The organism is Slackia equolifaciens (genome assembly GCF_003725995.1).
GTDB classification, from domain to species: Bacteria; Actinomycetota; Coriobacteriia; order Coriobacteriales; family Eggerthellaceae; genus Slackia; species Slackia equolifaciens.
This window is the reverse complement of record NZ_QIBX01000021.1, coordinates 1-24,776: the sequence shown is the minus strand read 5'-3', so window position 1 is coordinate 24,776 and position 24,776 is coordinate 1. Positions and strand designations below refer to the sequence as shown.

Sequence of the window (24,776 nt, the reverse complement as noted above, 5' to 3'; positions counted from 1 at the left end):
CGCTGCGCCTCTGATTCGAATAATTGCGGCGATTATATCGCGTCATACGCATCGTTTCTCACCGATACGCCTTTCGCGCAAAACGCCGCATTGCGCTATGATGAGCAAAAGCTCGAAACCGGTCGGAAGGATTCCCTATGCCGGCATTCATAGTCGCACGTCTCTATCGCGCCTTGCCTCTCGTGGTGATTCTCGCCGTCATCGCCGTGGCCATCTACGTTATCGTCTCGTGGCGCTATACGCCCGCCAAGGCCAAAGAAGTGCTCATCAAGTGCTTCATTGTCCTTAATGCGGCGCTCTCTATCCTCTTCGTGCTTGCCACGTTATACGCGTGGCTCGAGGGCAACGCGTTCGTGGCAGACTTCTTCATCACCCTGCTCGTCACCACGCTCATATGCCTTGGCATTACGTTCGTTTGCCGCTGGCGCTTCCTCAAGCACAACCCCAATTATCGGTGGAAGCTCACCGGGCGCGCAACGAAGGGACCGCGAAAGAAATAGCGCCGCGCCGGGAAAAGCGTGAATCCCCTTTGATGCGAGAGCCTGAGGGAATCGCACTTCGCAAAAAGCGAATCGATACCGCATACAGACGCATCGGGACAAAGAAACGTGGAAGCCCGCCCCGCACGGGACAGCTGAGCCTCAGCAATAAAACGTCGCGAGCGTGCTGAGATACGCCAAGAAATCCTCGTCCCAAGAACTAAGCTCCCTGTCGCGGCGATACGCGACAGAGCACCCTCGCGTGATGTCTCTGATCGGAACGCCAACATATCCGTTGCCGAGAAAGGCTAAAACGTGAGGCCGTGGCACGATTCCATACGCGCCACGGCACATGGAAATCTCGAGCACTTCGATCATTTCGTCAACGAAGTACAGATTGCACGAATAAGGCGGCTCGCGGAGCATATCCGCATACGCTTCCGTTGAGACATACTCGCTTCGTTCCAGGCATACGAGATCGGCTCCTGCAAAATCAGCGCACTCCACCTCCTCTTTGGCGGCAAGCGGAGAGTCTTCAGGCACCCAGAGAAACTGCATGTCTTTATGCAACGGAATGGACAGGAACGAAGCGTTTGTGACCGGGCTGTTGAGCAGCGCGAAATCGCACGCTTTGTTCAGTAGCGCCTCTTCGCAAAAATGGTCCGGCTGCGTTCTGCCAAGTTCGACTTTCGCGCCCGTTTTGGAGCAGTCGTTAAAACCCAGAATGTCTTCTCGAGAGAAATCGTTGAACAGCCCCGTGGAGACAGAGAGCGAAATGGTTTTCGACTCCGTCTTTTTGAGCTTATCGATTTCATCCATCATCAGGCGAAACTCGCGCTCGTAGCCCTTCGCGAACTCACATACCACACGTCCGTACTGCGTTAACGCCACGCCTTCTCGGCCGGCCTTGAACAGCGGCACACCCACGGATGTCTCCAGGCGCTTGATCGAATTCGCGAGACCCTGCGGCGTGATGTAGAGCTCTTTAGCCGCCTGCGAATAACTGCTCGTTTCCGCCAGAGCGACCACATATCTGAACACCTTCGAATCCATGTTCCCCTCCTGAACACGGCTTTTGCGCGCGGCCCCTCACTCCTGCGCATTACGCGCGCACAATACCAGACCGTCCCCCGCGCCTGCAACCTTCCGGCATTTCACAGTATGTTGATGCACCACAACATTCCGTTTATTCCACCCGCATGCGAAAGAGGAGAACAATACAGCGCAGAAGAAGCCCGCTCAAGGGAGGCGGGCGACGTGCAAATCCGAGGAGGGAACATGGAACTTACCCGTCGTAACTTTTTGCGTTTCGGCGCCGCGGGTGCCGCAGTGGCAGGCGTTTCCGCACTTGCGGGATGCAGTCCGAAGGCCGAGGCCCCGGCCGAAAGCACCACCGACTCCGCCGCTACCGGCGACGACTGGCTGGGTTCGGCGCCCGAGCTGACCGTTGACGACTGCACTCAGACCGTAGAGACCGAGGTCCTCGTGGTGGGCTCCGCGCTCGCCGGCTCGATGGCCGCATACGGCGCGCTCAAGAACGGCGCCAAGGTTACCGTCATCGAGCGCAACTGCTGCCCCCACATCGGCGGCATGACCATCTCGGTGTTCAATTCCAAAATGCAAAAGGACGCCGGCCTTCCGATGTACGATGAGGTCGAGATCGCGAACAAGATGTACAAGAACTGCCAGTATCGCGGCGACATGACGCTGTACTCGGCATGGATCAATCGCTCGGGAGAAATCTTCGACCAGCTGAAGGAAGACTTCATCGACCCCTATGAGCAGTACTGCGTGCCCGCGAGCCTCGAGGGCATCTTCCCCGACCCCACGCAGGAAGTGTCCGAATACATCTCCACCGGCATCGCGTTCGACAAGACCGACATTCTGACCGAGTTCACCCATAAGTTCCACCAGTTCCTGGAGGACCAGGGCGTCGAGACCCACTATGACACCTGCGCCGAAGTCCTCATCAAAGACGACAGTGGCCGCGTGACCGGACTCATCGCCACCAACAAAGACGGCGAGAAGGTGCACTATGTCGCATCGAAGGGCGTCGTCATGTGCACGGGATCCTTCGGCTCCAATGAGAAGATGATGTATCGCTTCTACCCCTCGAAGTATGCGAAGTGGGCGCTTGAAAACAACTCCTACTGGGCATATATGGGCGAGGACCCTGTATCGGTATTGGAATGCGACGACGGCCTTGGGCACCGCATGCTGTGCTGGGCAGGCGCCGAGATGGAAGACATCTGCGGCTGGGCCGCCTGGCAGAGCACGGGCTGGAGGTCGTTCCCCTATCTGATGGTGAACACCAAGGGCAAGCGCTTCATGAACGAGTGCACCTCGCTGCTCACGAGCTCGCACATCATTGCCGACCAGCCCGGCGGCGTCAACTACCTCTGGCAGATTATCCCCAGCAATGATTTTGAGATGCCTTCTTCGTTTGGCTACACCAAGGAAGCCGCAGAAGAGATGTTCAAGATGAGCGAAGCCGAGCATTACGAGGCCGACACCCTGGAGGAGCTTGCCGAGATGATCGACGTGCCGGCAGAAAACCTTGTTGCCACCGTCGAGCGCTACAACGAGATGTGCAACGAGGGGCACGACCTCGACTACCACAAGGCTCTGCGCTACCTGGATGCCATCGACGACCCGCCGTATCAGGCGTGGAAGATGCAGTACTTCTTCTACTGCACGCTTTCCGGCGTCCGCTGCAACGACAAGCTTCAGGTGCTCGACGCCGAGCATGAGCCGATTCCCGGCCTGTATGCCGGCGGCAACACGGTAGGCTACCGCTTTGGCTCCGGCTACGAGTCGCTGCTGCACGGCGGCTCCAACGGCCTCGCCGCGACGCACGGCTACATCGCCGGCGAAAGCGCTGCCCTGGGCATCTAGCGTTTAGCCCCGAAGAACCGACACACTTCCGATTGCGACCCGCCCCTCCCCTCCGGCGGGTCGCTTTTTCTTTGAAGGCCGACTCCGATCAGTCGATCCAGCCGAAATGACGGCAGGCAAGCAGTATGCCGTCTTTGTCCACGTCGGCCGTCACGTAGTTCGCGCGCTCTTTGAGTTGTGGGCGGGCGTTTCCCATGGCGATGCAGGTCCAGTCTGGAAGAAACATGCTCAGGTCGTTCATACCGTCGCCGAACACCACCGCATCGGAGAGCGAAGCTCCGTAGTGCTCCATCATGCGCTTCACGCCGCGCCCCTTGTCAACGGGCTCCACGAACAGCACGTACGGGCTAAACCGGGCCGTGGGCACGTTGGCAAGCGAGGCTAGGCGCGACTCCTCTTCCACCGTGCAAGGAATGAACAGCTTGTAGAAAAGCGGAAGGTCGTGGAAATCGAGCGTCGGATCGACCGTGGTGTTCATATATGTGTCATGCACCGCATCTGCGAAGCGAGCGTCGCGCGTGAGGCGCTCCTGCGTATCGGTGATGGAGACGCCCCAGAGCATGCCCTTGCGATCGCATTCTTCCAGCACGCGAATGCAGGCATCGCGATCGAGCGGCTCAAGTGCCACCAGGCTGCCGTCGATGACAATGCCGTTGCCGCCGTCGCACACCATGTCGGCGAGCCCCAGCTGCTCCATGTACGGACGCGCCATCGCATGAGCGCGTCCGGTGCAGATGGCAACCCCGTGCCCTGCGCGCCGGAGCTCGGCCAGGGCGTACTTCGTGCTTTCGGGCACATAGCGCCCGTCCACGGGCCCGGCGGCGAGCGTACCATCTATGTCGAAGAAGAAATAGCGTTTGCGCATACGGCCTCCCCGTCTTTATCGAGCCATCGACGCCCATCGTGCGTTCCGACGAGCACTGTGAATGATAGAGCGACGAGAACGAAAACCGGATGATTATTTGGACAGTATTGCAACCTAGCCGGCAAATGTCGCCCCCGAGAAAAGTTTCCCGAAGTATTGTACTGGCATTTTCAAGCCATAGCGGTTAACGCCCTTCGTCTTTTGCCCCCAAGACGCAAGAGAGCCACAATTTGACGCCCTTCCGGCGAGATGGAGCCCGGCTGAATTGAAATGTTGTCCAAATTCCCGGACCTTCTCCGTTATGGCATGACTCCAGGGCGAATCAACACGAACGAGGTCCAAATAAGCCCAGCTGCGACCAGAGGGATTCTCCGACGAAGCGACCCCACGCGAAGAGGGCGCGAACGAAGCGCGCCGAGCATTGAAAGCCGAAAAACAAAAGAGGTCACCGAGCAGAAACGCCCGGTGACCTGCTGTTTACCATGGAGCCAGTGACAGGAATCGAACCTGCAACCCACTGATTACAAATCAGTTGCGCTACCGTTGCGCCACACTGGCACGCCTAGACGGCTGGGCTATTTTAGCACAAGCTTGCCGAAAGCCGACGAATTGTTTGAATTGCAGGAGCCCTGCCCGATGCACTCGCATACGCGAAACCACTCCTCTAAGCCTCCCGTGCCGAACGGCATCACGACGCGCTCCCTCGCACGCATCTTCTGACCTCGCCAAAGTAGCAAATGCCCCGAGAGAGAATCTCGGGGCATTCGAAGATATGGAGCCGGTGTATATGCGACGCACAGGACGCGCCTTGTGCCGGGTCGCGCGCAACCCGCGCGTTACCGCGCAAGCTCGTCTTTGAGCGCGGCGATGAATTCGCCCACGTGCTCGGATGGCTCGGGGGCGTACATGACGCCGTAAGAGACCGTAATCCCCCAATCAGTCGGGATGGTTTTGAGCATGGGGTGGACATCCTTCCACACCGCAAGCGAAACCAGCGCAAGGCCTTCGCTGGCGCACTGGTTGAACACCTCGGCACGATACTGCGGAAAGTCCACGATGGAAATGGACGGGTGGTTGGTGCGCACCTCGTCGCGCAACCGATCGATCTCCGCGTTCCAGCCGCGCTGGATGAGCATGAGCGAATCGCCCTCGAGGTCATCCAGCGAGATGAGATCCTTATGCGCGAGGTCGCTCTCGAGCGGCACGGCGCAATGCAGGGGCTCACGAGAAAGCTCCACGCCCGCGCAGCCGTATTCGCGCAAGAAGGCGTCGTCGTACACGCCCACTACGATGTCTATCTCGCCGCCGAAATTGCGCAGCATGTTGCGCGCCGCCTGCGTGTTCTCAAACGTAACCACCTGCATGCTCATACCGGGGCATTTCTCGCGCATGCGCGGCCAAAGCCGAGCCAAATACGAGCAAGCGTGGTGGTGCCCATCGACAAGCTGAGCATTGTGGTAACCGTGGCGTTCTCGTATTTCGTGTTCAAAGAAAAACTCACGCGGAAGTCGGGCGCAGGCCTCGTCCTTATCGTGGCGGGCACGCTGCTCATGACCCTCCCGGCGGCGTAGGGCGTAGCATCCCCTACGAAGCCCTACGCTCGAAAAGCTGCTCGGGCTGGCAGCAGAGCGCTTGCGAAAGCGCCATGATAGAGACGAACTGCGCCTTATTCACGTCTTTGCGTCGTTGCTCGTATTGCTGGATGGTGCGAACGGGCACGCCGGAAAGCTCCGCGAGCTCGCCCTGGGTAAGCCCAACCGAAAGGCGCAATCGCCGCAGATTCGTCTCGGGGTGCGCACTGCGGTATAGCTCATCCATGCGCGCGACAAAGCTTCGCACGTCCATCTCGTGGTATGCGTAATACAGGTCTTCCATCACGTCCATGGGCACCGCATCTGCGATCTCCTTGAACGTCAGGCCCGTTTCCCACTGGTAGTATGCGAGCGACCATCCAATCCAATACTCTTTGCTGCCCCGGTCCCTAAAACGCAGCCTTAAAGGGCGATGAATGCCTACCGTCTCCTCCATCACGCGAAGGGCAAGCTCGATGCCGCTGAGCCCCATCACTATCGCCGGGTCGCCCGAACCGAAACGCCTTGCCAGACCCGACTCAATGAACATCCCAAGGAAATCTTGGGGCAAATACTCCGCCTCTGCGGCAGAAAACCCGAACGCCGTGCCCAACGTAGCCTGCGCTTTGCTGCGCATGTTCTCATCGTAAGCGTGGATCATTGGGCCCGACCTCCTCGTTGAGAATTTGCAGAACGTACAAGTCGTCAGGCTCGCGACGGAAGCGCTCAACATCAAAATAGTCACGCCTCGCGCGACTGTCGCGCGCCTTATAGCGCGGATACCACTCGTCCTTCGACACGAATTCAGCACCCCGGAAGCCCAAGCGGCCAAAGGCCGCCTCGCTCATCACCGCCACTTGCTCGCCAAGCTTTCCCAGGCGCATTGCACGTGAGAGCTGCCTCAGGGAGATTAGACCATTCAGAAAGTCTTGAGCAAAAGAGAAATATGCGTCATCGGCGCGATAGCCCCGAATGACATCCGCCTCTTCAAGCGGCACGCGAAAACGCCCAACAATGTAGTCGCGCGCTTCAAGAGGAAGAGCGGCGGGCAGATCAAACACGCGATTTTGCAGCAGAACCGCAAGCCAATGCAAAATCGTGTATCCGTCACCATTCAAGTTCAAAACCGAAAGGCCGTCATCACAAAACGCGTAGCAATTTGCGTAGCCGTCGCGCTTGCCGGATACCGCCCATTCCTTCGCCATTTCGAGATGCTCGGTGCAATAAAAGCCCCTGCCGTAGTCGTTATGCTCCCGATCCCCGCCGAACACAGGAGCCTCAATAACATGGTCGGAACCGTGATACAGAGTAAATGAACTCATAGCACCCCACCCTTCTCATTGCACTCAGTGTATCACAGGTACTCCTGTGGGCGTAGTTATGGAGCAATCGTTTTAGAACGCAACTTCTTGATAGTCGACGCCCTGCTCTTCGCGCAGCCAGTCGAAAAACTCCCGTGCCGTCATCGCCCGCACGAGCGAGCTCTCGAAATCCTTCGCATTGCGCGTAATGATGGCATCGGCCTTCAGGCTGAGCGCCGATTCGAACATCAGCGCATCTTCGGGATCCTTCCAGGCGGATGACAGCATGCGGTCAACCTCCGCCTCGCCCACGGCGAACACCTCAACAAACGTTCGCAGGCCTCGCAGGCGCTCCAAGACGGAAGGCATGAGCGCTTGCCTGCCGCCATCGGACAGGACGTAAATCAGGTCGGTCACCTGGGATGACGTCATCCAAAGCTCGAATTCCCCCACGCGGCCGGCGATCATAAGCAGGCGCGCTTCATCATAGAACGGCCTGCGCACCGAAAGAAAGTCGATGAGCACGTTGGTGTCCACCAGCAGCTTAGCGCGCGCCATACTACATCAGCCCCCGGCTCTTCAGGCGGTCGACACGGATTTGCGCCTTGGACATACCGTCGAAACGCGTCGCCCGCTCGACGGAAAGGGAATCGACGAATCGAGCCGCATTCTCCCATGCCGCATTGTCGCGAGGGCTCCCATCCAGCAAGAATTCCGCATTGCCCTCGCGAATGATCCGGTCGTAAAGGAGGTTGATGACCTGAGAGGCGCTCAGCCCGCTCTTCTGCAGGATGCGCCCGCCGCGCGCTTTTTTATCGGCCCCCATGCGCCCCGTGACCATTGCCTCGTTCATGACGCCTCCCTTGTACATGTACAACATTATGTGTACAACATTTTACACCATAACGGACGAAAATCGCCCTCAGGGAACATCCGACGCAGGAATTCGACATCCAACCACATGCTGGCATCAAGGTCAAACGCATCAAAACGCAGCACACTTCCCGCCCTCAAGCAGCAGCATACAAAAAGCCGCGCCAACCCGGAATGCACGGGGTTGACGCGGCTGGCGCGATGGGTCCGACCTGCCCTAGCAACCAAACAGCTCCTGAGCCTTTGCCATCTTGCTCGCAATCTTCACGCCAAAGGGGCAACGCTCCTCGCAGGCCTCGCATGCGGTGCATTCCGATGCCGTCACATCAAGCGCCCGGTAGTGCTCGCGAAGCGAATCGGGCACCTCGTCATGCATGACCGCCAGATCGTAATACTTGTTCACCATGGCGATGTTGATGCCCACCGTGCACGGCGCGCAATGCCCGCAGTAGGTGCATTGGCCGAAGTACGCGTTCTTCGGTGCCGAGGCCAGCACGCTCGCGTAGTCTCGCTCGTCGGCGCTGGAATCTTCGTACACAACCGCATCGGCCACGTGCTGCGGCGTCGAGAACCCGGGCAACACGCTCGCCACCGCGGGACGCGTAAGCGCGTAGTGGATGCACTGCACGGGCGTAAGCGCCACGCCGAAGGGCGACGTTGCGGCGTCAAAGAGGCGTCCGCCCGCATAAGGCTTCATAACGGTGAGGCCCGTGTTCGTCTGCTCGCACAGGGCATACAGCTCGGCGCGGTCGGCGTTGATGCCGTCGAGCCCTTCGGCGGCGTAGTCGCCGAAGAGGTCCTCTATGTTGTCGCTTGCCGGCAGCATGTCAAAAGCCGGGTTCAGGCTGAACATAATCATCTCAATCTGGGGCTCGGCCGCCGCGAGCTTCGCAACTTCGGGGTTGTGCGTCGAAAGGCCCACATGGCGAACGGTTCCCGCAGCGCGCAGCTCGCGCACGTATTCCATGAACGGCCCTTCCATGATCTGGCGGTATTCGTCGGTTTTATCCACGAAGTGAATCATGCCTAGGTCGATGTAATCGGTGTGAAAGCGGTCGAGAAGGTCCTGGAACGCCGCCTTCACCGGCTCAAGCTCGCGTGTGCGCACGTACTGTCCGTCTTGCCAGGTGGATCCCAAATGCCCCTGGATAATCCACTTGTCGCGTCGGCCGACAAGCGCATCGCCCAGGTTGGAGCGACGCGTGGGGTCGGGCATCCACACGTCGAGCAGGTTGATGCCCGCCTCCTCGCATGCGTCCACCACGGCGCGCGCCTCCTCCGGCGTGCCGTCCATCCACTCGCCGCCAAACCCAATCTCGCTCACCTTAAGGCCGGTTTTGCCGAGCGTGCGATACTGCATACATCCCCCTTTTCGTTGCGTAGGTTTTCACATGGATAATCATAGCCGTTCCGCGCGAGCCTTTCTGACGAACCCCGCTTTATGCGGTTCGCTACCATGCGGGAAGCCTCACTCGGTAGCGACAGGCATTAAACTGGGGTTGAAAGAGCAGACAAGGCGGAACCGAATCAAAAGCAGGCGCGCCGGAAGCTTTCCTGCAGAAAGGCCGCCGCTTGACGGGCGGGGGATGACGTTGGGCACAGCATGTCAAACCCGTGAAAACAGCCGGGAAGTTCTAGAAGGTCCATGTTTATACCCGCCGCGCGCAAGCGCTCAACGTAGGCGACCGTTTCATCGTGAAACGGCTCGATATCCCCCACGTATGTGCATCCCGGCGGCATTCCGGAAAGATCGAGCGCACGGGCGGGCGCGGCGTAGGCAGGCACATCGTCCGCGCCGTAGAGCTCCCCCAGATACATGCGCCACGCCGCCTCGTTAGACGCCGAGTTCCACACGGGGGCGTCGTTTTCCCGCGAGGACGGCGTGACCATGCGGTCGTCGAGCATCGGATAAAGCGGCATATGGAACGAAACCGGCACCGAGCCCTCGTCGCGGGCGCGAAGGCACACCGCCGCACAAAGGCTTCCACCCGCCGAGTCGCCTCCCACGGCGAGCGGACGGACGCATTCGGCTCCTTCGCAAAACGTTTCGTACGCCCATAGAAGTGTCCGATAGCAATCGTCGAATGCCGCAGGATACGGGACCTGCGTGGACAGGCGATAGCTGGGCGCCACCACCGTACAGCCCATTCCCACGAATTGGTCTATGAAGTAAAAGTCCTGCAGGGGAGCCCCGAGCGCGAAACCGCCCCCGTGAATCCACACTACAACGGGCGTCCCCGGTTCGGCACCGCCCTTGGGGTCGAACACGCTCACGATGAGCCGCGTGCCATCGGGCCTCGCAAGATGCGCGCGGCGCGGACGAGGGCTCTTTCCGGGCCATACGCCCATGCGATCCGCGGCGTTCATCACACACGCCACAGTTCTGAGCGCACGCGGCGTGAAAGAAGGAAAACGCCGCACCGCATGCCCGACGCGTCGCAGCTCGGAATGGATGCTCTCGTCTGGAATATGGGGCATGCGTCACCTCTTTCGCCCGTGAGAAAACGTCATCGATACACGCCCATGATACCCTATGAAAACCTGCGGCAGAGCGGCCCGATCCACCTGCCTCGCCCTTACTTTGCCACCTCGTTCGCGGCGATCATCGCGCGGGTGTTGTCGATGATGCAGCGCATGTTGGCGAGCGCGATGCGGTCGGAGAGGTTGTTGTCGTAGGGCTTGCCGAAGTAGGTCTCCATGCTGTGGCTGAGCATGTCGAACGCGCCGGAGAGCGCCTGCTTCATGGGAGCCGAGAGCGTATAGGCGGGGTCGAGCACGGCGAAGCCATGGAACGAGCCTCCCATGCCGTTCTTCTGCTTGGTCTCCTCGTTGGTGATGACCGCGCCGTTGTTCATTTCGGCACCGGTGCCGAAGATCGTGACCACCGCGCCCATGGGGATGCCCTCCACGGGGAACTCATGGTCGACGAACTCCATGGTCCACACGTCGCGGTCGGTCTTGGCCTGCACCGACACAATTTTGCAGCAGTCGATCACGCTGCCGCCGCCCACTGAGAGGATGAAGTCGACGCCCTTTTCGCGCGCGAGTTTGGCGCCCTCCTGGACCTTGGCGTAGGTGGGGTTGGGCATGATGCCGGAGAATTCGACGACATCCTTGCCGGCTGCCTTGAGCTTCTCCATAACGGCATCGTACACGCCGTTCTTCTTGATAGAACCCCCGCCGTAGGCGAGCATCACCGTCTCGCCAACGCGGGCAAGCTCCTCCGGCAGCGCGCCCTCAAGCGCACCCTCGCCGAAATAGACCTTGGTGGGATAGGAAAACGTAAAGTTCTGCATGATAAGCCTTTCCCTTTGCGCGCCGCTTCCCCAATCCGGTCCCATCCCGCTGCTCGCTGGCAAGCGATACGGAAACGCCGAATCCCTTCAAACAGACAGCTTCTTTTATCTACGTTCTAGATGATACGCGCGCCAGCTCTTTCCAAGAACTCTCTGTGCGTACACCAGAGCACACCTGCGGGTTATAAGCCTTCTTAAAGATCATCGCGAACGGTAAAAAGAAGTGAGTGTCAACTCGTTCGCGGGCATGAGGCGCATCACCAGTAACGAAATATGGCAATATGCCGGAATTGCCCTTTCACGCAGCCCGATAGGCCGATACACCTAAGGCCTCTCCACGGTGCCGCGCTCGCTCCCATAAACCTACTCAACTTGGTTGCGCTACCACTGCACATCATTGGTACGCCCCGATGACTGAGACTGCATTGCTCATGCATGACAATCTGACGGAAACAGTTCGAGCGGCAAAGGCGGCCAATCTTACCACCATTCCCGCAGCACTGCATCCATCCCCCTCTGCGTCCTCAACCGTTGAGACCTCGTCGCAAGCATCCCTAGGTGTCCTCTTGAACAGCTTTCGTCCCAATCACCTCTTCGACGCGATCAATCAAATCTTGCTTAGTGTGCACACCTGCTTTTTGATAGATGCCTTTGATATGCGTTTTTACAGTTTCCTCGGTAACGACAAGACTCCTGGCAATATATGCCCTCGACCTTCCTCGAAGAAGCAAATAAAACACCTCCGTCTCTCGAGGAGAAAGCCCAAAAACCAATGCCGCAGGTTCGTAGCTCTGCGACACAAACACTCGATCGTCGCCCTGCTCCGAAACGGGACGAACCTCCTCCCAGCTTTTTGCCTCAATTCGGTCCTCACGAGCAAAAAGGGAGAAAAGTACAATCGCAAATAATGCCACCGCCGAGACGAGCGACAGATCCCAGCCTTGTCCCGATACAACCGGCACATCCACCGCAATAAGAAACCCTAATAACTTACTCATCTGGACTGATGCCAAACCGCACGCGATCACCCAAACCGAAGTGGTCTCAGAACGCCTTGAGAAAAATACCCAAAGCACCCAAAGGATCACATACACATACTGATAACCGATGCGATATGCTGCCACTCCCACAACCGTCCACATTTCAGAAAACGGCAAAAGTAGGAAGCCGCAGGCAACAAATGGCAGGGCAATCTGATACGTAAGCCTTCCAAAAGCTTGCTTGGAAATCACAGAAACAAAGTAGGTTAGGGCGCAAGCGACCATAACGAACGCCATACTCACCGCATCAGTCGGTCCGCGCAGGCCAACTTGCTCTAAAAGAAATATAAATCCCCTCATCGCACCAAAAGAAAAGCCAAAAAACACACCAAGGATAATTACCGCAGAAGGCAAGCCCTGTGGGTTATCTGATTGCTTATTTCCTTTGGACATGGCAAGTCTATTGTCGGAGACATAAGAGCGATACAACATTAGTTCAAAAATCGGCGCTACAGATACTACGCCCTGGATGAAAACCTCCGGCAATTGGCTGAGTAGAATATGCGCAAAAGCAGCGATAAAACTTGATGCGGCAAAATAGACCAGACATCCTCGAGTTCCAAACGAAACAAGCACCTCACCCCAAACCATAAGAAACGTGCCCGTCCCGAGACCCGTAATAATCCCCGCAAAAACCTCCACCCATACCGTAGGAGCTCCGAATAGAAGAAGAACAAGATCGGAGGCAAAAAATGTACCGACGCTCATGCAGATTGCCGCAGCAATAGCAACCCACTCTCGTCGAAAAAGCGGTCCTGCGTATCTCCCCAATAAGGCGAATAGAGACAGCGTGAGAGCATTTGCTCCGAGAGACAGCATATAAAGGGGGTCAGACAAGAAGGGCGAATCGATTAAGTCGCCTCCAGGAGCTGCAAAAAGCGACCCCGTGAACATAAGCCATCCCCATCCAACATGAATCGCGTGCCCAAACAGCACGCGCCATTCGGTCGATGCAATCGACTCCCATTTCATGCCAGCATTCATCCGACCCTCCCTGTCGTGATGCCTGTATCTCCAACAACGGAACAGCACCATATGCAGCCATTGTACGAGCGAGCCCGCTCACAGCCCCTCCCCCATTACGGGGGAACCTCTTGCAAAAGGGAAATTCCCTCCCTTTTAAGGGGAAGCAAAATCGCTATGAAAATCATACTCTGAACTCATCAGGGCACTGAAGGAATGCCCTGAAAGGGGAGCAAGGAGGAACCAACAATGACGCACACAATGCATCACCCAACGCTAAGCCGTCGCAATTTTCTCAAAGGAGCGGTAATCGGCGGCGCAGGCATAGCGACGACCGGATTGCTTGCAGCTTGCTCTGCCGACACTCAATCCAATAATACGGAGCCAGAAGAAAGCGCCCCGCAAACAGAGAGCACATACAATCCTGAAGCACGCGAGGTAGCCAATGTCGAATACGAACAAGATGTCGCACAAAAGGCATCGGAAACCGAGGAATGCGATATCGTTGTCCTAGGGTCTGGCGCAGGCGGCCTCGGCGCTGCGGTCAGAGCCGCTGAACAGGGAGCTCATGTCGTCCTTTTGGAAAAGGCAGGAGAGCTCGGCGGCTCAACGAGTGGTACTGAAGGAATGTTTGGATGGGGCAGCTCCCTCCAAGAAGAAAGCGACGTCGAGCTTCCACTGGTCGCTGAGCTTATCGAAGAGGAACTCATCTATTCGAACTATCGCATCGATGCTGCCTTGTGGAAACGGTTCATCGAGGCTTCCGGAAAATCCGTCGATTGGCTGCGCGAGCAGGGATATGTTTTCGATCGCGTAGACGTATACAAGGGCCAGATTAGCGCATTCAAATGCTATCACTGGTGGGCCGATGAAAAAGGCTCCACGATGATTTCCTGTCTGGAAGAGAAGGCGAAGGAACTTGGCGTTGACATCCGGACGTTGACGCTCGGCGTATCTCTCATGACAGACAATGGAAACGTAGTAGGAGTATACGCCCGAGACGACTCGAACGACACGTACTACGGCATCAAAGCAAAAGCCGTCATAGTTGGAACAGGTGGATTTGGCCTCAACAATGCGCTTATCGAACAGCTAACAACATGGGATATGACCTACGGAACAACTCGCTCCACGGGAACCGGCGACGGCGTAATCATGTCCGAGGATGTCGGGGCAGGTACGTATATGACTTCCATCTTGCCAAGAACCGCTGTTGAGGGGTATACGGTATACGACGAAATCGCCATCGGATGCTGCGATAATCCGCTGCTTTTCCTAAATGAAAACGGCGACCGTTTTATGAATGAAGGGACGTACGTCACAAGCTATATGGCCCTCTATGTTAACTCCATCATCAGCCAAAAGAAGGCTTATACAATTCTCGATCAGGCAATGGTCGATCGCTTTGTCAGCGGGGAAGGAATCTTTAGTGGATGGCGCACGTACAAGACGGGAATGAACCTCCCCGAATTTCAAACCCAACTTGACGAGTGTATTTCGTCCAACCGCGGCAATGTATTCAGAGGTGAAACAATCGAAGAGCTCGCAGAGGCCATGGGGGTTGACCCCGATAACATGAAAGCCAATGTTGATCGTTATAACGAAATGTGCGCCAACGGCTTCGACGAAGATTTTCTCAAGGGCAAAGAATATCTCACTCCTGTCGAAACGGGACCGTTCTACGCAGTTCGCCAAGACCCCTCCGTCACCAACACAATTGGAGGCCTTGATGTCAATTACAACAACGAGGTTGTCAATAAAGACGGTGCAGTCATTCCCGGCCTGTATTGTGTAGGAGTTGATGCCTGCAAACTCTACAAGGAGACGTACAACTATGCAATGTCGGGCGGACTAGTTAGCTATTGCCTGTACTCTGGTCTCAATGCCGCAGACCACGCCGTTGCTACATATTGCGCATAAACCATTTCGTCTCCCTCCCAGGAAAGACCCGCTCCTGTCGGGTCTTTCCGTTTGTGTTCACAACATGCGATTCGCAACCGAAGCTATTAAGATGGAAAACTCCGTAACTTGCACAACTTACGCACCTGTAGGCACCAATGTCGCGCAAGGACAATCCAGTAGCTCTCGACAGCTCCGATTCGATCGCTGCATCAAGAGTGCCCCCTGGTACTCCCCGGGGAGATGCTGCTTCCTTTGGCAGAAGCCGCATTCCGCTTGAACGCTCGACCAAGCGCCTCGTCTGAATATTTAAGCTCTGCAAAACAAAAAACAACCCTCTGCGATTGGCAGAGGGTCGCAAAACGAATGTCGCTCTTAGGCGAAATCTAAGCGTATCGTTTAACCGAAGTAGCGCTTCAGCAGACCGGCGAACGCGCGGCCGTGACGTGCTTCGTCGCGAGCCATCTCGTGCACAGTATCATGAATGGCATCCAGGCCGGCGGCCTTGGCACGCTTGGCGAGGTCGGTCTTGCCGGCGGTGGCGCCGTTCTCGGCCTCGACGCGCATCTCAAGGTTCTTCTTGGTGGAGTCGGTCACAACCTCGCCCAGCAGCTCGGCGAACTTAGCGGCATGCTCGGCCTCCTCGTAAGCGGCCTTCTCCCAGTACAGACCGATCTCGGGATAGCCCTCGCGGTGAGCGACGCGGGCCATGGCGAGGTACATGCCCACCTCGGAGCACTCGCCCTCGAAGTTGGCGCGGAGGTCGGCCACGATGTCCTCGGGAACCTCTGGAAGCTTGCCGACGCCCACAACGTGCTCGGCGGCCCAGCTCATCTCACCTTCCATCTTGGTGAAGCGGGAGCCGTCAACGCCGCACTGGGGGCACTTGAAGCCCTCGGGCAGCTCGTCGCCGTCGAACTCTTCCACATAGCCGCACACGGGACATACGAATTTCATGCTGCTCTCCTTTGAAAATTCGCCTTCGTTGCCGGCCGCAAGGCGTTCCCCCTCTGCGTCGACATCCTGTTGTGCATACGGTATCACAAATTTATGATACCAATAAAGTAGCATTTAAGAAAACGAATATGACCTTCTGGTCGCTCTTCGCATGTCGAATGCGCTTCGACCACTAATCCAAAGCGCATTCAAGCTGGCTATCTAACGGCCCCTTGTAAACGTGACCTTAATCGCCTTCCAAAGCTTCGACGCACCCCATGGACTTATAAAACGCCTGCGTTTCAACCGCCGAGTGCGCCGATATATACCCCTGGGGCGATTTCCCGCATTACCCTTGCGCGACCAAAAGCTTGGCGATCTGCACGGCGTTGGTGGCCGCACCCTTTCGAATCTGGTCGCCGCAGCACCACAGCGCAAGGCCGTGGGATCCAGGAGCGGCGGAAATATCCTCGCGCACGCGGCCCACATAGATCAGGTCCTGGTCGGTGGTGTCAAGCGGCATAGGGTACGCCAGGTTGGCGGGGTCGTCCACCAGCTTGACGCCGGGAGCGGCAGCCAGGGCTTCACGCGCCGCCTCTACGCTTACCTCACGCTCGAACTCGAGCGTGATGCTCTCGGAATGGGAGCGCATCACCGGCACGCGCACGCAGGTGCAGTTCACGCGCAGCTCTGGCAGATGCATGATTTTGCGGCCCTCGTTTTGCAGCTTCATCTCCTCGGAGGTGTAGCCCGCCGCATCGAATCCACCGATCTGCGGGATGAGGTTGCACGCCAGCTGGTACGCGAACGCTTTGGGGTCGCCCACGGGCTGCCCCGCGCCGATGGCCGCCATCTGCGCCTCAAGCTCGCGCAAGCCGCCGATGCCCGCGCCCGATGCCGCCTGATAGGTGGATACGATCATGCGCTTGATGCCGCCCACCTTGTGCAGCGGGTTCACCGCAACAAGCGCGATGATGGTGGCGCAGTTGGGGTTGGCGATGATGCCGTTGTGCCTGGCGACGTCTTCGGGGTTTACCTCGGGCACCACCAGCGGCACATCGGGATCGAGGCGGTACGCGCTGGAGTTGTCCACGGTCACGCAGCCCTTCTCGCGCGCCACGGGAACGAAGCGCTTCGCGATATCGTTCTCGGCGGCGCCCAAAACGATGTCTACGCCGTCGAACGCTTCGTCACGCGCCTCCTCCACCACCACGTCTTCACCGGCGAACGACACGCGCTTGCCGGCGCTGCGCGCCGATGCCAGAAGCTTCAGATTGGCGATGGGAAACTCTTGCTCCTCAAGGCATTGGAGCATCTGCTGGCCCACGGCACCCGTGGCACCCAGGATGGCTACGTTGTACTGCTTCATACCGCTCTCCTCCCTCACGCGAAGCGCGGTGCGCACCCGTCGCACGCCGCACGTCGCAGAATGGCCTTTACTCGACGGAATCTTCGCCCGGTTTGCCGGCTTCCAGCTCGTCGATGGTGATCACGTTATCCTCGGAATCCACGAACGCGTCGTAGATGACGCGGATGGCGTGCTCGAAATCCTTGTCCTCCACGCCCACGATGATGTCCAACTCCTCGGAGCCCTGTGAAATCATGCGAATGTTGATGCCCGCACGACCCAGCTCGCCGAACAGGCGGCCCGAAATGCCCGGGCGGCGCGCCATGTTGCGACCCACCGTGGCGATAAGCGCCAGGTGCTCCACCACGTTGATCTCATCGGGCTCAAGCTCGCGCTGGATATCGCCCACCACCGAGTACAGGCAATCCTTGACGTCGGAACCCTGAACCACCACGGCGAACGAATCGATGCCCGAAGGCATGTGCTCGATGCTCACGCGGTAGCGCTCGAAGATCGAAAGCACGCGACGCAGATAGCCCACCTGGTTGGACATGTGGTTTTGCTTGATGTGAACGGACACGAAGTCGCGCTTGCCCGCGATGCCGGTGATGATGGGCTCGGCGAGGCCGGGCTCGGTCTCTTCGCTGATGATGGTGCCGGGGTCATCCGGACGGTTGGTGTTTTTGATGACCAGCGGGATGCCCGCATCGCGCACGGGGAAGATGGCCTCCTCGTGCAGCACGCTCGCGCCCATGTAAGAAAGCTCGCGCAGCTCAGCGTAGGTGATGCGCGAGATGGACTTGGGGTTGTTGACGATGCGCGGGTCGGCCGTGAGGAATCCCGAAACATCGGTCCAGTTCTCATAGAGGTCGGCGCCCACGCATTGCGCAAGAATCGCGCCCGAGATGTCGCCGCCGCCGCGGTCGAGCAGCTTGATCTGGCCGTCAACCGTGGCGCCGTAGAAGCCCGGCATCACAAAGCGCTCGTGCTGCTCGATGGCGTCATGCAGCTGCGCGTTGGTGCGCTCCATGTCAAGCGTGCCATCGAAGTTGAACGCCACCACATCGGCTGCGTCCACGAACGGAAACCCCAGGTACTCCGCCATCAGACGAGCGGTGAAGTACTCGCCGCGGCTCACGATGAACTCGGGGGTGAAATCGCCCCGTTTGGCCCTCTCGCGAAAGATGCCGAATTCCTGGCCTATGGGATATTCGAGCCCGAGCTCTTTTCCTATCTCGCAGAAGCGTTGGCCGATGGTGCCCAACAGGTCGTCGCAGCTCACGTGATACTGCAGATGCGCGTTCACCAGATACAGAAGATCGGTGATCTTGCTATCGCGGCTGTCGCGCTTGCCCACCGCCGACACCACCACGAACCGGCGCGACTCGTCGGCCTCGATGATGGATTTGACCTTTTGGAACTGGACGGCAGAGCTGACGCTCGAGCCGCCGAATTTCGTAATCTTTATCATGCCTCGTGCTTCCTTCTCCATCTTCGCGTGAGACGCCCGGCGCCTTAGCGCCGTCGCATCTCCGTGCAGGTGCGCCGCATGATAGCGCATGCCCTTTCACGCGCGCTCCGAACCGCTGCCAGTTTCCGAATATGTAACCATTGAGCGCCGTTAGCCGTGCGCGGCTGGCGCCCTGGGCAGAGTTTGATACACTTTAGCAGAATGGAGCGTTCAGAGGGAACGCGAACGGCCTTAAACGTCGAGGAGTGGACGAATGGCATCGAACTATCACAGCACGCGCTCACGCGAGCACGCCGTTACGGCGAAGCGCGCGATTTTGGACGGATTGGCGCCCGATGGGGGGCTCTACGTGACCGATGCGCTCGACGAGTCGCGCATCAATCTGGGCGAGCTGATTGCGGCGCGGCGCGAGGGCACCTATCTAGACGTGGCATGCACCGTGCTGGGCGCGCTCTTGGACGACTACACGCCTGAAGAGATGCGCGCGTGCGTGCAGGGAGCCTACGGCAGCTGGCCGAGCGGCACCGCAAACGTGACCCCCGTGGTGGGGCTTGGCGGCGGCGAATGGGTCCTCGAGCTCTTCCGCGGGCCCACGAGCGCCTTCAAGGATGTGGCGCTGCAGATGCTTCCCCGCCTCATGAGCTGCGCCGCCGCCGGAAGTGACGAGCGCATCATGATCCTTACCGCCACAAGCGGCGACACCGGCAAGGCCGCGCTCGACGGCTTCGCCGACGTGCCGGGCATCGGCATCTGCGTGTTCTACCCTCAAGGCGGCACGAGCGAGATCCAACGCCTGCAGATGGTCACACAGGCTGGCCGCAACGTGGCCGTAGCGGCCGTGCGCGGCAATTTCGACGATGCCCAAAGCACCGTGAAGCGCATCTTCGGCAATAAGGAGCTGGCCGAGCGGCTGGCCACGCGCGGCATCACGCTCTCCAGCGCCAACTCCATCAACGTGGGGCGTCTGGCGCCGCAGGTCGCATACTACTTTGACGCATACGCCCAGCTGGTGATCGCAGACTCCATCGCCCTGGGCGACGAGCTCGACTTCTGCGTACCCACGGGCAATTTCGGCGACGTGCTTGCCGGCTACTATGCCAAGCGCATGGGGCTGCCGGTGCGCAAGCTCATCGTTGCGAGCAACGCCAACAACGTGCTCACCGATTTCCTCACCACGGGGGTCTACGACCGCAACCGCCCCTTCCACAAAACCATCTCGCCCAGCATGGACATCCTTATCTCGTCCAACCTGGAGCGCCTGCTGTATTACGAAAGCGACGGAGACTGCGAGTTAGTGGCACGCCTCATGGCCGACCTGGCAAACGAGGGCCGCTATCAGGTTCCGCCCGAGCTGCTCGCCCGCATCCAGGAGACATTCGCCTGCGGCTGCGCGACCGACGACGAGGCACGCGACGCCATCAACGGCGTGCTGCACGAGCGAAACTACCTGATGGATCCGCACACCGCCGTGGCATGGCACGTGTCGCAGAGCACCTCGCGCGCGGAAGGCGTCCAGCGCGTGGTGCTTTCCACCGCAAGCCCGTATAAGTTCTGCCGCGACGTGTGCGAGGCGGTGGGAACCATCGATACGCCGCAGGGCAGCGATTTCGCGTGCATGCATGCGATCGAAGACGAGATGCGCCGCCTCGGCGTGGGCATGAATCTCGAGGAGGCGCCCGCCCCGCTGGCCGAGCTAGAAGGCGCAGCCGTGCGCTTCACCGACGTGTTGGACGCGGGTCAGATGATCGATTACGTTGAGCGAAAGACGGGTGAGCTGCTGTGAGCGTGAAAATCACCGTGCCTGCCACCTCGGCGAACATCGGCATCGGGTACGACTGCCTGGGCATGGCCGTGACCCTATACTCCCATTTCACCTTCGACCGCGCCGACGAGCTCACCATCACCGGCTGCCCGGAGGAGTTCCAGAACGCCGACAACCTGGTGTACCAATCGTTTTGCGCGGCGCTTTACCATTGGGGCGAAAAGCCCTTCCCCGTGAGCATCCACATCGATTCGCACATCCCCGTCGCACGCGGTCTGGGGTCTTCTTCCACCTGCACAGTGGCAGGCATCATGGGCGCGGCGGCGCTTACCGGGCGCATCGTGGGACGTGCGGAGGCCGTGAGCATCGCCACCATGATGGAAGGCCACCCCGACAACGTTGCGCCCGCCATCATGGGGTCGCTCGTGTGCTCTTTCACGCCGGAGGGCGAGCTGCCGCGCTGCATTCGCTACGAGGTGGAACGCGGGCTCCATTTTGTCACCGTGATTCCGCCGTACGAGGTGAAAACCGAAGATGCCCGCAAAGTGGTGCCGCAGGAGGTGTCGCTGCATGATGCCGTGTGGCAGATGGGACGCATCTCGGGGCTCACGCGCGGGCTGGAAACGGGCGACGCCGAACTTATCGCGGCAGCATGCGAGGACCGCATCCAGGAGCCCTATCGCCGTGCGTTGATCCCCGACTATGACGAGGTGCGGCGCATTTGCCTTCAGGGCGGCGCGCTCACCATGTGGATCTCGGGGTCGGGTTCCACGCTCATGGCCGTGACCAACGACGGCCTTATTGCCGAAAGCCTGCGCGCACGCATCGCGCAGAGCTTCCCCGCCTTCGACGTGCACGTGTTGGACTGCGACCCCCGCGGTGTGCGGATTCAGCTGCTGTAAGAGCGGAAAGCGGCAGGGGGCGAAAGCCGAGGATGGGCGCCGACCGATGACGCACGCCGGCCGAGAACGCAACTCCCCTGGTAGCCATCGCGAAATCGGCGGCCACCGTTGCTCCTGCCATTAAGGGCGCCTTTGCGGCGCCCTTATCGTTTATGCCCAGCCGTCATCCCTGAAAAGCTCAATCCTCCTGGAGGAGCTTGAGCGAGGCGTCGCGCACTATGTCATAGATGGTCAGGCCGGGCGGCGTGATGCCGGCGGCCTCCATGGCTGCGAGCTGCTTTTCCGAGTGAAACGCATACGGATACACGCCGTGCAGCAGCGGCATGAACGCGAACACGAAACGATTCATGCGCTCCTCGCTCCACTGCGGCTTAGACGCGGCAATAAGGCGACACAGCTCTCCCATGGCATCGCCATACACGTGCTTGAACTCTACGAGATTGTCCAGACGGCTATTCTGCTCGATGTCATAGAGGTTCATGGCCAGAAGCTTGAGCATCTGAGTGCGCTCATCCACGCTTTGCGCGAGCCCCTCCGCAAGATCGACGTCATCAAGGGGCCCACGCTTTTCAAGCCGGCGAAGCGATGCCGCCCACAGCTCATGCTCTCGCTGCAGAAGCGCCAGAAGGATCTCGTCTTTGCACTGGAAGTAGTTGTACACGTTCGCGCGGCCGAACGACACCCTAGACGCCACCTGCGTCATCGTGATGTCGTGGTAGCTCTCCGCCCGATACAATTCCTCGCACGCATCTATGATCTCGTTGCGACGCGCCAACGCCTCTTCCTTTGAAATCTTGGGCATTACGACACCTCACTGACACACTGACACTTACCTAGCTGCCATCTTACCACCGAATGGGTCATACGCGCTTCGCAATCGACGCAGCGTCCAAACCGCCCCGCATGCACCAGCCCCAGCCGAAAGAAATCGCTTTCAGGCAAAGGAGCCATCCTCCGACAAAGACGTCATTCTCAGGCAAAGGAGCCATCCTTCGACAAAGACGTCATTTTACGGCGAGACGGACCGCAACGCTCCGCACCAGCGTCATTCGGACGCCCTTTGTCTCAATGCGCGGCTCGCAAACGCCAACGAGGTGGATGCACCTTGCGCAGCAGACGAAAGAGGAGGCGGAAGCATGGCGTCTGGCGGACAATCGATCCATTTAGGGATACAATGCCGCTCATGCGACACAACGATCCACACACCCAAAACGAGTCCATCGCTAGGCAACTGCTGCTGCTCGCCATCCCCACCTTCGGCCAGCTGGTGGCTGAGCCTGTCTTCGTTCTCATCGATACCGCCATCATCGGGCACGTAAGCGACGCCGCGCTCGCAGGGCTGTCGATCGGCTCTACCGTTCTTTTGACGGCCGTGGGCTTGTGCGTGTTTCTCGCCTACTCCACCACATCGCAGGTGGCTCATCTGTTCGGAGCCGGCAAGCGACGCGAGGGCTTTCAGTCGGGCTTTGGCAGCATCTGGCTTTCGCTTTGCATAGGAATCGCGCTTTTGCTCGTGCTGTTTCTGGGAGCCCTACCCATCTGCGCCGCACTCGGCGGCCAAGGCGAGGTGCTCGAGCAGGCAGCCACCTACACGCGCATGGTGGCGCTGGGCGTGCCGGGCATGCTGCTGGTGTATGCCGCAAATGGAATCTTCCGAGGGCTGCAAAAAATGGGCATCACGCTTGCCGCCGCAGTGGGAGGAGCCGCGCTCAACGCCGCGCTTGCCGTATTCTTCGTTGTCGTATGCGGATGGGGCATCGCGGGATCGGGCCTGGCCACCTGCATCGCGCAGTGGTTCATGGGGCTTTCGCTTCTCGCAACGGCAATCGCCCACGCCAAACGTGAGGGGGCGAGCATCCGACCGCGCATGAGCGGCATCGCGGCAGCGGGAGGAGACGGATTCCCCCTCTTCCTGCGTACGCTCGCCCTGCGCGCGGCGCTCGTGGCCACCGTGATGGCGGCAACCGCAATGGGCACGAACGTCCTTGCGGGATATCAGATCGTCTATGCATCGTGGTCATTCGCGCTCAACATCCTCGATGCCGTCGCCATTGCCGGACAGACCCTCGTGGGCGCCGAAATCGGAGCGCGTCGCTTTGACCGCGCTCGCTCCCTCACGCGCGCAACCGCTCGATTCGGCCTGGTCATGGGCGTTATTGTGGGGATAGCGTTCGCGCTTGCGGGCCTCGTGGCGGGACAGCTTTTCTCCCCCAATCCCGAAATCCAGATGCTCGCCGCCGTAGGCATGCTCGTCGTGGGCGCAGCGTTTCCGCTGCAGGGATGGATGTGGGCGCTCGACGGCATCCTGATTGGCGCGGGAGATTTTCGCTACCTCTCAGCCACCATGGCCCTGGTGGCCGCAGCACACATTGTTGCACTTGCCGTCCTCGTATTCGTGGCGACGCCCCTCTTGTCGAGCGACGCATTGCGCACCGCGGCGCTCTGGGCATGTTTCTGCCTGGTGCTCATGGGCGGCCGCGGCATAGCGAACGGTCTACGCGCCAAAAGCGACGTATGGATGGGGCGATAGGGCATCTCCCGCGCCCGCTTTCGAGCGGCGCGAATCTGAGCGTTTCTGTGAGCGCAACGCTGCGGTTCGTGCCCGTTGACGGGCGGCTCGGACAAGCGCGCCGGCGAGCGACCTGATGAGCGCGTCGAGGAGCTCAGGAGGAAGCGCGACTCCACGCCCATTGGCGAGCGGCGCGAAATCGAGCGCCGAACACGTCAGACAGCAAAAGAACGCGATTTGCTGCAGCATAAACGTCGTTTGCAGCCGCGTAGAAGTCGCCCCGCAAACAAACGGCGATTTGCTGCATTGCAACCGTTGCTCCGAAACGAACGCCGATTTGCTGCAGTTTTCGCGCGCCTCCCGAAGTAGCCCAGTCGGCGCGAGGCTGTGACCTGGGGAAACGCGAATCCCAACGGCGGTGTACTCGGGGAACCCCTCGAAAACTGCAGCAAATCGGCGTCTGTTTGCGAGGGCGACCTTTACGCGGTTGCAGAGCGACGTCCATACTGCAGCAAATCGCGGTTTGTTTCACCGCCTATCGGTAGTGTGCCGATTGTTGGTGTCAAGATCCCGTTCGGGAGGCGCGGGCCGCAGGCCCGCCCGAGCGAACGGGACATCGCCCAGGATCGCCTGCATTCTACACCATCACGCTGCCCTCTTCGCCTC

The 24,776-nt window shown here is 59.2% G+C and carries 22 protein-coding genes and 1 tRNA gene; 7 read left to right on the top strand and 16 right to left on the bottom strand.

Annotation, left to right across the window (positions count from 1 at the left end; genetic code table 11):
• Positions 1-137 precede the first annotated feature (137 nt).
• Positions 138-500: a hypothetical protein gene (locus tag DMP06_RS09870; RefSeq protein ID WP_123209574.1), complete on the top strand. Its 363-nt coding sequence runs from the start codon at positions 138-140 to the stop codon at positions 498-500.
• 141 nt (positions 501-641) lie between these two features.
• Here the strand turns inward: DMP06_RS09870 and DMP06_RS09865 are convergent, their stop codons facing one another.
• Positions 642-1,532, bottom strand: a complete 891-nt coding sequence (locus DMP06_RS09865) for a LysR family transcriptional regulator (RefSeq protein ID WP_123209573.1) — start codon at positions 1,530-1,532, stop codon at positions 642-644.
• 225 nt (positions 1,533-1,757) lie between these two features.
• Between DMP06_RS09865 and DMP06_RS09860 the strand changes: the two genes are divergently transcribed.
• Positions 1,758-3,374 (top strand): FAD-dependent oxidoreductase, encoded by a 1,617-nt coding sequence (locus DMP06_RS09860; RefSeq protein ID WP_161957903.1) that lies wholly within the window; start codon positions 1,758-1,760, stop codon positions 3,372-3,374.
• A gap of 88 nt (positions 3,375-3,462) precedes the next feature.
• Here DMP06_RS09860 and DMP06_RS09855 read toward each other — a convergent pair whose 3' ends face one another.
• The 3 genes from DMP06_RS09855 to DMP06_RS11610 form a co-directional block, all read right to left on the bottom strand.
• On the bottom strand, positions 3,463-4,239 hold the full coding sequence (locus DMP06_RS09855) for an HAD hydrolase family protein (RefSeq protein ID WP_123209571.1): 777 nt from the start codon (positions 4,237-4,239) through the stop codon (positions 3,463-3,465).
• 483 nt (positions 4,240-4,722) lie between these two features.
• Positions 4,723-4,797 (bottom strand) — tRNA-Thr (locus DMP06_RS09850).
• 278 nt (positions 4,798-5,075) lie between these two features.
• Positions 5,076-5,651, bottom strand: a complete 576-nt coding sequence (locus DMP06_RS11610) for a LysR substrate-binding domain-containing protein (protein ID WP_274542725.1) — start codon at positions 5,649-5,651, stop codon at positions 5,076-5,078.
• Between the two features lie 12 nt (positions 5,652-5,663).
• On the opposite strand from DMP06_RS11610, the gene DMP06_RS11605 reads away from it, so the two are divergent.
• Positions 5,664-5,810, top strand: coding sequence for an EamA family transporter (locus DMP06_RS11605; protein ID WP_220092561.1), 147 nt, complete (start codon positions 5,664-5,666; stop codon positions 5,808-5,810).
• Positions 5,811-5,823: 13 nt separating this feature from the next.
• On the opposite strand, the gene DMP06_RS09840 is transcribed toward DMP06_RS11605, so the two are convergent.
• The 8 genes from DMP06_RS09840 to DMP06_RS09805 all read right to left on the bottom strand — a co-directional run bounded on the left by DMP06_RS09840 (position 5,824) and on the right by DMP06_RS09805 (position 13,304).
• Positions 5,824-6,471: a helix-turn-helix domain-containing protein gene (locus DMP06_RS09840; RefSeq protein ID WP_161957898.1), complete on the bottom strand. Its 648-nt coding sequence runs from the start codon at positions 6,469-6,471 to the stop codon at positions 5,824-5,826.
• The gene (locus DMP06_RS09835) at positions 6,452-7,132 is read right to left on the bottom strand and encodes a DUF3990 domain-containing protein (RefSeq protein ID WP_123209568.1); all 681 of its coding nucleotides are present in this window, start codon (positions 7,130-7,132) and stop codon (positions 6,452-6,454) included. Before DMP06_RS09835 ends, DMP06_RS09840 begins: the two co-directional genes overlap by 20 nt.
• Positions 7,133-7,204: 72 nt before the next feature.
• Positions 7,205-7,669 carry a PIN domain-containing protein gene (locus DMP06_RS09830; protein ID WP_123209567.1) on the bottom strand — a complete coding sequence of 155 codons (465 nt, stop codon included), beginning with the start codon at positions 7,667-7,669 and terminating at the stop codon, positions 7,205-7,207.
• A gap of 1 nt (position 7,670) precedes the next feature.
• Positions 7,671-7,964 (bottom strand): type II toxin-antitoxin system RelB/DinJ family antitoxin, encoded by a 294-nt coding sequence (locus DMP06_RS09825; protein ID WP_123209566.1) that lies wholly within the window; start codon positions 7,962-7,964, stop codon positions 7,671-7,673.
• A gap of 237 nt (positions 7,965-8,201) precedes the next feature.
• Positions 8,202-9,344 carry an aldo/keto reductase gene (locus DMP06_RS09820; RefSeq protein ID WP_123209565.1) on the bottom strand — a complete coding sequence of 381 codons (1,143 nt, stop codon included), beginning with the start codon at positions 9,342-9,344 and terminating at the stop codon, positions 8,202-8,204.
• A gap of 167 nt (positions 9,345-9,511) precedes the next feature.
• Positions 9,512-10,462 (bottom strand): alpha/beta hydrolase, encoded by a 951-nt coding sequence (locus DMP06_RS09815; RefSeq protein WP_123209564.1) that lies wholly within the window; start codon positions 10,460-10,462, stop codon positions 9,512-9,514.
• 98 nt (positions 10,463-10,560) lie between these two features.
• Entirely contained in the window at positions 10,561-11,280 is a 720-nt protein-coding gene (locus tag DMP06_RS09810) for an iron-containing alcohol dehydrogenase (RefSeq protein WP_123209563.1), read from the bottom strand.
• Between the two features lie 554 nt (positions 11,281-11,834).
• The gene (locus tag DMP06_RS09805) at positions 11,835-13,304 is read right to left on the bottom strand and encodes a helix-turn-helix transcriptional regulator (protein ID WP_161957897.1); all 1,470 of its coding nucleotides are present in this window, start codon (positions 13,302-13,304) and stop codon (positions 11,835-11,837) included.
• 228 nt (positions 13,305-13,532) lie between these two features.
• Between DMP06_RS09805 and DMP06_RS09800 the strand changes: the two genes are divergently transcribed.
• Positions 13,533-15,203, top strand: a complete 1,671-nt coding sequence (locus DMP06_RS09800; protein WP_123209561.1) for an FAD-dependent oxidoreductase — start codon at positions 13,533-13,535, stop codon at positions 15,201-15,203.
• Positions 15,204-15,581: 378 nt separating this feature from the next.
• Here DMP06_RS09800 and DMP06_RS09795 read toward each other — a convergent pair whose 3' ends face one another.
• The 3 genes from DMP06_RS09795 to DMP06_RS09780 form a co-directional block, all read right to left on the bottom strand.
• Positions 15,582-16,139, bottom strand: coding sequence for a ferritin family protein (locus tag DMP06_RS09795; RefSeq protein WP_123209591.1), 558 nt, complete (start codon positions 16,137-16,139; stop codon positions 15,582-15,584).
• 328 nt (positions 16,140-16,467) lie between these two features.
• A complete protein-coding gene (locus DMP06_RS09785; RefSeq protein WP_123209560.1) occupies positions 16,468-17,487 on the bottom strand; it encodes an aspartate-semialdehyde dehydrogenase in 1,020 nt (339 codons plus the stop codon).
• A gap of 67 nt (positions 17,488-17,554) precedes the next feature.
• Positions 17,555-18,937 (bottom strand): aspartate kinase, encoded by a 1,383-nt coding sequence (locus DMP06_RS09780; RefSeq protein ID WP_123209559.1) that lies wholly within the window; start codon positions 18,935-18,937, stop codon positions 17,555-17,557.
• A gap of 253 nt (positions 18,938-19,190) precedes the next feature.
• On the opposite strand from DMP06_RS09780, the gene thrC reads away from it, so the two are divergent.
• Positions 19,191-20,720 carry a threonine synthase gene (gene thrC, locus DMP06_RS09775; protein WP_123209558.1) on the top strand — a complete coding sequence of 510 codons (1,530 nt, stop codon included), beginning with the start codon at positions 19,191-19,193 and terminating at the stop codon, positions 20,718-20,720.
• Positions 20,717-21,601, top strand: a complete 885-nt coding sequence (gene thrB, locus DMP06_RS09770) for a homoserine kinase (protein ID WP_123209557.1) — start codon at positions 20,717-20,719, stop codon at positions 21,599-21,601. Before thrC ends, thrB begins: the two co-directional genes overlap by 4 nt.
• Positions 21,602-21,779: 178 nt before the next feature.
• Here the strand turns inward: thrB and DMP06_RS09765 are convergent, their stop codons facing one another.
• Positions 21,780-22,403 (bottom strand): TetR/AcrR family transcriptional regulator, encoded by a 624-nt coding sequence (locus tag DMP06_RS09765; RefSeq protein ID WP_123209556.1) that lies wholly within the window; start codon positions 22,401-22,403, stop codon positions 21,780-21,782.
• A 381-nt stretch (positions 22,404-22,784) separates the two neighbouring features.
• On the opposite strand from DMP06_RS09765, the gene DMP06_RS09760 reads away from it, so the two are divergent.
• Positions 22,785-24,131: an MATE family efflux transporter gene (locus tag DMP06_RS09760; RefSeq protein WP_220092559.1), complete on the top strand. Its 1,347-nt coding sequence runs from the start codon at positions 22,785-22,787 to the stop codon at positions 24,129-24,131.
• The last annotated feature ends 645 nt before the right edge of the window (positions 24,132-24,776 follow it).

Coding starts and splice junctions, on each gene's coding strand:
- DMP06_RS09865 (WP_123209573.1), bottom strand. CDS start 1,532: ATGGATTCGAAGGTGTTCAGATATGTGGTCGCTCTGGCGGAAACGAGC.
- DMP06_RS09795 (WP_123209591.1), bottom strand. CDS start 16,139: ATGAAATTCGTATGTCCCGTGTGCGGCTATGTGGAAGAGTTCGACGGC.
- DMP06_RS09815 (WP_123209564.1), bottom strand. CDS start 10,462: ATGCCCCATATTCCAGACGAGAGCATCCATTCCGAGCTGCGACGCGTC.
- DMP06_RS09820 (WP_123209565.1), bottom strand. CDS start 9,344: ATGCAGTATCGCACGCTCGGCAAAACCGGCCTTAAGGTGAGCGAGATT.
- DMP06_RS09810 (WP_123209563.1), bottom strand. CDS start 11,280: ATGCAGAACTTTACGTTTTCCTATCCCACCAAGGTCTATTTCGGCGAG.
- DMP06_RS09805 (WP_161957897.1), bottom strand. CDS start 13,304: ATGAATGCTGGCATGAAATGGGAGTCGATTGCATCGACCGAATGGCGC.
- DMP06_RS09780 (WP_123209559.1), bottom strand. CDS start 18,937: ATGATAAAGATTACGAAATTCGGCGGCTCGAGCGTCAGCTCTGCCGTC.
- thrC (WP_123209558.1), top strand. CDS start 19,191: ATGGCATCGAACTATCACAGCACGCGCTCACGCGAGCACGCCGTTACG.
- DMP06_RS09760 (WP_220092559.1), top strand. CDS start 22,785: ATGCGACACAACGATCCACACACCCAAAACGAGTCCATCGCTAGGCAA.
- DMP06_RS09800 (WP_123209561.1), top strand. CDS start 13,533: ATGACGCACACAATGCATCACCCAACGCTAAGCCGTCGCAATTTTCTC.
- DMP06_RS09835 (WP_123209568.1), bottom strand. CDS start 7,132: ATGAGTTCATTTACTCTGTATCACGGTTCCGACCATGTTATTGAGGCT.
- DMP06_RS09765 (WP_123209556.1), bottom strand. CDS start 22,403: ATGCCCAAGATTTCAAAGGAAGAGGCGTTGGCGCGTCGCAACGAGATC.
- DMP06_RS09785 (WP_123209560.1), bottom strand. CDS start 17,487: ATGAAGCAGTACAACGTAGCCATCCTGGGTGCCACGGGTGCCGTGGGC.
- DMP06_RS09830 (WP_123209567.1), bottom strand. CDS start 7,669: ATGGCGCGCGCTAAGCTGCTGGTGGACACCAACGTGCTCATCGACTTT.
- DMP06_RS09840 (WP_161957898.1), bottom strand. CDS start 6,471: ATGATCCACGCTTACGATGAGAACATGCGCAGCAAAGCGCAGGCTACG.
- DMP06_RS09825 (WP_123209566.1), bottom strand. CDS start 7,964: ATGAACGAGGCAATGGTCACGGGGCGCATGGGGGCCGATAAAAAAGCG.
- DMP06_RS09860 (WP_161957903.1), top strand. CDS start 1,758: ATGGAACTTACCCGTCGTAACTTTTTGCGTTTCGGCGCCGCGGGTGCC.
- DMP06_RS09870 (WP_123209574.1), top strand. CDS start 138: ATGCCGGCATTCATAGTCGCACGTCTCTATCGCGCCTTGCCTCTCGTG.
- DMP06_RS09855 (WP_123209571.1), bottom strand. CDS start 4,239: ATGCGCAAACGCTATTTCTTCTTCGACATAGATGGTACGCTCGCCGCC.